Origin of the sequence: Asticcacaulis sp. (genome assembly GCF_027484505.1) — a bacterium.
GTDB lineage: Bacteria > Pseudomonadota > Alphaproteobacteria > Caulobacterales > Caulobacteraceae > Asticcacaulis.
Map to the genome: position 1 here is coordinate 1 of NZ_JAIXSV010000350.1, position 3,593 is coordinate 3,593.

The following is a 3,593-nucleotide window of genomic DNA, read 5'->3' on the forward strand; positions in this document are numbered from 1 at the left end:
AACGCCACCGGCTTCCAGGACAGCATCTTCGCCGAGGATATCGGCAAGTTCCCGGACACCAACATCGCCGAAAGCTTCAACCGCGTTCCCGGCATCACCATCAACCGCGAAGTGTCGGGTGAGGGTCTGAACATCGCCATTCGCGGCCTGGGCACTAACTTCACCCGCGTGCTGCTGAATGGCGCGCCGGTGGCGGTCGCCTCCACGGGTCGCACGGGATCTCAGAACACCAACCGCGAGGTCGATCTGGACATCTTCCCGACCGAGCTGTTTACGAAGTTGACCGTGTCGAAAAGCCCGACGGCGTCGATGACAGAAGGCGGGGCTGCCGGTACCGTGGATATGCGCAGCGCACGGCCCTTTGACAGCGACGGGGCCCGCGTCAGCTATTCCGCGCAGACGACAAAGAATAGCAATACCGACAAATGGGGCGGGCGCGGGTCGGTGCTGGCCAGCAATACCTGGGGTAATTTCGGTGCCCTGATCGGTGTGGCCGCCGTGCGCAATCAGGTCAGCACGCCGGGCTTTGAAACGGTGGGCTGGACCAATGCCAACCTGACGGCGGCACAATGCGGTGCAACGACGGGCTGCAACAGCACGGGGGGTGGCAACTGGACCATCCCCGGCACCGTCCCCGCCAATGCCGGCAATGGTCTGACCACTGGCGCTACGCTGGACCGCGCCGCGCTGCTGGCACTCAACCCCGGCCTGACGGTCCAGCAGTTGGACAATGCCATCATCCCGCGCCTGGGTCGCCCGGCGGAGATTTTCGGCACCCGCGACCGTATGAATGCCATCGCGTCGTTTGAGCTGCAGGCAACCGAAGACCTGCATTTCTATCTCGACAGCATGTATGGCAAGAAAGAAAACGACCTTCAGTATATCGACATAAACTGGGTTGGCCGTAACGGTGCCGCCATCCCCATCAATATGAAGGTGGACCGCACCGATTGCGCAGCAGGCTGCGTCGTGACGGAAGGTACGTTTGCCAACGCGCAGTTCTTCCTGGAGCACCGTCCGTTCATCGAAGATCTGGAGTTCTATAGCGTCAATCCAGGCATGGATTACCAGATCACCGACAATTTGAAGATCGATGTTCAGGGCAACTACACCAAGTCGGTCTTCCACCGTGAATCGCCGACCTTCCTAGTGATTACGCCCGCCAGTTCCGGCGTCACCGTCACCTATAAGAATGATGGGGGCATCCCCAGCATCACCCCCAATATCGACCTGAATGACCCGACCAAGTTCGGCTGGCCCGGCGCTCGCGTGAACATGCAGGATGAACGCCGCTGGACCGAAACCAAGGGCGTGCGTGGCAACCTGACCTGGGGCGATGATGTCCTCAACATGAAGGTCGGCGGTGCCTGGGACGATGTGACCCGCCGCATCCGTGCCTATGATAACAGTCAAGCTTGGCAGAATGCCGTCTGCGGCAACAACCCGTCCGTCTTCTTGCCCGGCCCCAACACCCAACCGCCCTGCGCCGGCCTGAACCAGCCAGGGGCCGCACCCGCCGGCTATCCGACATATCCGGGTAATGGCACAGGCTTCACGGCGGGTCGGACGGGTGCCGTCACCTATGGCGGATCGTTGATCCCCAACAGCACGGTTGCCAACTATCTGCGCCCAAGTTCGCGCGGGTTCGTGGTGGCGGATTGGGACAAGTTCGGCGTTGACAGCAAGTATGATCAGTTCCACAGCGCTACGCCGGAGGCCGGGTCATCCAATACCGGTGCCTCGGGCGGTTTCATCGGCGAAGAAACGCTGGGTGCCTATGCCGAAGTGAACGGCATCCAGCAGGTGGATGGCCGAGACCTGCGGTTCAATATCGGTATGCGCTGGGTGCAGACTGATCAGGAAGTGGGCGGTCGCGTCAGCCTGCCCGATCCGCGCAATACGCCGGCCTCCCTGGGTGGGGCACAGTTGCCGGATGGTGCGCGTTATCCCAATGTCACCAACTTCGTCTATATCAAGAATCAGTATGACAATTGGCTGCCCTCGGCATCAGCCTCCTACAACGTGTCGGACAATGCGGTTGTCCGCGCCGCGCTGTCCAAGACCATGACCCGGCCCGACCCCAATGCTCAGTTGCCCGGTCTCAACTTCTCCAACCCGTCGGCGGATATCGGGTCGGTTGGCAATTCCGCGCTGGCCCCCTATATTTCCGACAATATCGACCTGGGCTTTGAATATTATACGGGTCGCGAGGGCTATATCGGTGTAGCCGTGTTCCGCAAGGCCATCACCGGGTTCACCGTCAATGGTTCCAACACGCTGCCGTTCAGCGCGCTGGCCCAATATGGCGTGACCTATGACAGCCTGACGCCGACACAACAGGCCGCCATCAACTCCCGTGGCGGGCCCAACAGTGCCACGGTTGTGCTGACCCAACAGGTCAATGCCGAAGGTCGCCTGACCGTCAATGGCCTGGAATTCAACTGGGTGCAGCCGTTGGACTTCCTGCTGGAAGATATCGTACCGGGTCTGGGGTTCATCGCCAATGCCACTATCATCGACCAGAAGGGCAAGGGGGCGGCCCCGGCGATAGCCATCGGTGTGGCCGAATACACTTACAACTTCACCGGCTTTTACGAACATGGCGGCATTTCGGCCCGCATCTCTCAGACCTTCACCAAGGGTTCGCAGTCCAGCGGTCTGAATCAGAACGGCATCGCCGCTGCCGCCCTGTTCAGCGATGATTACCGGCAGTGGGACTTCTCCTCCAGCGTCGATCTGGATGAGCTGACCGGGTACAAGGGCCTGCCGCAGATCACGTTCGATGTGACGAACCTGACCAACGCCAAGCAGCGCAGCTATTTCCAGTTCGAGAACGCCACCTACTCCTCCTTCACGCCGGGTCGCACCTTTACGGTCGGTCTGCGCGGTCGGTTCTGATCGGCTATCACGGGGTCGGAATTCTCCCCAATGCCGGCCCAACCTTGCGGCCCGTTCCGACGGGCCGCTTTTCTTTGACAGGTCTCTAGGTGGGGGAAATTAATAACACTAATCAAGTCAAGCCAGCGAACGAGGAAATGCCATGGCCGTGCGGTTCAAATCACTGTTGGTGTTATTGTTAGCGGTCATATCACTGCATCTGACCGCGCATTTTCCAGCGGCGGCCAAATCTCTGCCGCATCTGGTGCAACAGGGAACGACGCAGCAGCTGATTGTGGATGATCAGCCTTTCCTGATCATCGGCGGGGAACTGGGTAATTCCACGGCCTCCAGTCTGGAGTACCTGCGCCCCCACTGGAAGCTGTTCAACGAATTGAACATGAACACCGTGCTGGCCCCCATCTCCTGGGAGATGGTGGAGCCAGTGGAGGGCCGGTTTGACTTTGCCATCCTGGACGGTCTGATCCGCGATGCGCGGGCGGCGAACCAGCGGCTGGTGCTGCTATGGTTCGGGGCGTGGAAAAATTCCATGTCCTCCTATGTTCCGGCCTGGGTGAAACGCGACCAGAAGCGGTTCCCGCGTGTGGCCCTGCCGTCGGGCCGGGGGGTGGAAATCCTGACGCCGTTCAGCACGGCCAACCGCGACGCCGACGCGCGCGCCTTTGCCGCCCTGATGGCGCATCTGAAAAAGGTGG

The 3,593-nt window shown here is 60.6% G+C and carries 2 protein-coding genes; both read left to right on the forward strand.

All coding sequences use genetic code 11. The features are described 5' to 3' along the window. Positions 1–2,898 (forward strand): TonB-dependent receptor (locus Q0072_RS20695; protein WP_298333712.1); only part of this gene is annotated, 2,898 nt, incomplete at its 5' end. 142 nt (positions 2,899–3,040) lie between these two features. Continuing rightward, positions 3,041–3,593: beta-galactosidase (locus tag Q0072_RS20700; protein WP_298333714.1), on the forward strand; the 553-nt coding region annotated here is incomplete at its 3' end.